The organism is Staphylococcus sp. EG-SA-2 (assembly GCF_017152085.1).
This window is the reverse complement of sequence record NZ_JACYHC010000672.1, coordinates 1-2,035: the sequence shown is the minus strand read 5'-3', so window position 1 is coordinate 2,035 and position 2,035 is coordinate 1. Positions and strand designations below refer to the sequence as shown.

At 32.0% G+C, this 2,035-nt stretch carries 3 protein-coding genes and 1 pseudogene; 1 reads left to right on the top strand and 3 read right to left on the bottom strand.

Translation table 11 applies throughout. The features are described from left to right. Positions 1-65, top strand: a pseudogene (locus IDG60_RS22340) (hypothetical protein); the annotation flags it as partial. 102 nt (positions 66-167) lie between these two features. Here IDG60_RS22340 and IDG60_RS12135 read toward each other — a convergent pair. From IDG60_RS12135 to IDG60_RS12125, 3 genes are all read right to left on the bottom strand, one after another. Continuing rightward, entirely contained in the window at positions 168-623 is a 456-nt protein-coding gene (locus IDG60_RS12135; RefSeq protein WP_000106185.1) for a MarR family winged helix-turn-helix transcriptional regulator, read from the bottom strand. Positions 624-867: 244 nt separating this feature from the next. Next, positions 868-1,629, bottom strand: coding sequence for an alpha/beta hydrolase (locus IDG60_RS12130; protein WP_000323441.1), 762 nt, complete (start codon positions 1,627-1,629; stop codon positions 868-870). Positions 1,630-1,744: 115 nt separating this feature from the next. Next, positions 1,745-2,035: LPXTG cell wall anchor domain-containing protein (locus IDG60_RS12125; RefSeq protein WP_001611499.1), on the bottom strand; the 291-nt coding region annotated here is incomplete at its 5' end.

Genomic DNA, 2,035 nt, shown 5'->3' with positions numbered 1-2,035 from the left:
AGTATAAACCGCCAACTAATGTTAAAATAACTGCTAATTTTTTCATCATTCAAACTCCTTTCTAAGATGTGTTGAAACTGAGTTCAATTAAATTATATGTTTTTATTATACACTTTTTGACATATTTTTTAAATTTAAGAATGCGAAGATTTTTAACATTTCTGATGCTAGCTTTCTTTTTCATCTTTCAAATGCTTAATAAAATCAAAGCCAGGTCGCCCTTTAGCCAATGCTTCCATCACATCATACCAATCCGAACCGACTTGTTGATATATATTTTGCAATAATTCATCTTGCGCCTTGTTCAATTCAGCAATGAGTTGATCGCCTTTATCCGTCGAATATAATTTTTTGACACGTCGATCAGTCTCTAAAACTTTTTCAATAATGAGACCTTGCTCTTTTAATTTTTGAAGTGTTGCATGTGATCCTTGTTTAGAAATTTCTAATATTTCTAGTAATGATTTAATAGTAATACCAGGTAATTTATTGATAAAAAACAAAAAACGATGATGCTGACGGCTCATACCATACTTCTCTATAATTTCATCAGCGGTAGTAATAAACGTTTTATATGCAAAATAAAACAACATATGCTCATAATCGTTTTTATTGGTCGACATGATGATGACTCCTTTCAAAGCGTTAACCTCATTATAATAAAATTTATAATGTAAGTCATACAAATGATGATAAAACTATAAGCTAAATCTAAGTTTCACGAGAAACATTTTTGCGTATCAGCAAATTGCGCCAATCATATTAATACAAATTTAATTTAAACACTCAGAAATGTTAGTCGTGCGTAAATAGTTTGTATCTCTCACTCTGTGTATTTAATGCAACCACATATTTTCCAGGAAATAATTAATCATTCACCATCCATGTTATAGCACGCTTAATCGCTTGGTCCCAATATGCATAATCATGATCTCCTGGTCCATCTTCAAATTGATAAGGAACATTTTTACGTGATAAATAATCGATAAAATCTAAGTTGTCTTGATATAAAAAGTCTTGTTTACCACACATAATGAGCAATTTTGGAATTTGTTTATCTTCAGCTACAGCTTTGTCTAGCAAATAATACGGATCATGTTCAGTTCCTTTAACACTTGAAAGATTGCCAATTATGGCCTCTTTTGAAAAATCATTCCACTCTAGATCCATTAAATTTTGCGCTTCAAACACAGCAGATAATGGTACAGCTTTGGCAAATTTATCCCCTTGTGTTAATGCAAATTTAATTGTGCCATATCCTCCCATAGAGTGACCTGCTATAAAATTGTCATCACGCTTTTTGGAAAGTGGAAATATTTGATGAACATAATCATATACTTCCAAAATATAATCATAATAGCTATGACCATATGCCATGTTAGCATATGCGCTATGATCCACATTGGGCATAATCACAGCTAATTTGTGTTCATTCGCATACCTTTCTATGCTTGTATATCTCATATATGTCGTTTCATCACTTGATAATCCATGTAACAACATTAAAGTTTTTAATGGTTTAGCAGTTATATCGTTATTAAAGAAGCTTTGATCTTCCGGTAAAATGACTGTCAAATTTTGATGCATACCAATTGTTGGTGAATGATAGTTTAATGAAATATAAGCCATACGTCATGACCCCTTTCTAATTCTACTTTATCAACATTTTACGCTTAATCAATTCACTTTAAAATCATTTTCAACAAAAAAACCGAATACAAATGTATTCGGCCTAAAAAAGTATTTACGCTTTTTCTTTATGATCTTGCTTGCGTTTTCTAAACAATAGTAATGATCCTAATAATGCCATCATTGCACCAAATAAAGTTGCATTTGTGTTTTCGCTCTTATCTCCTGTTTCTGGTAAAGCATCAGTTTTGTGTTGTTTTGATACCTTATTAGAATGGTTTACTTCACCTTTAGGATTTGATGGTGCTTTCTGTTCATTATTTGGTGGTGTAACTCTTGAATCGGAGTCACTATCTGAATCCGAGTCGCTATCCGAGTCTGAGTCGCTGTCTGAATCTGAATCGCT

What these genes read in the sequence shown, in the direction of transcription:
- IDG60_RS12135 (WP_000106185.1), bottom strand. Translation starts at nt 623, where the DNA reads ATGTCGACCAATAAAAACGATTATGAGCATATGTTGTTTTATTTTGCA.
- IDG60_RS12130 (WP_000323441.1), bottom strand. Translation starts at nt 1,629, where the DNA reads ATGGCTTATATTTCATTAAACTATCATTCACCAACAATTGGTATGCAT.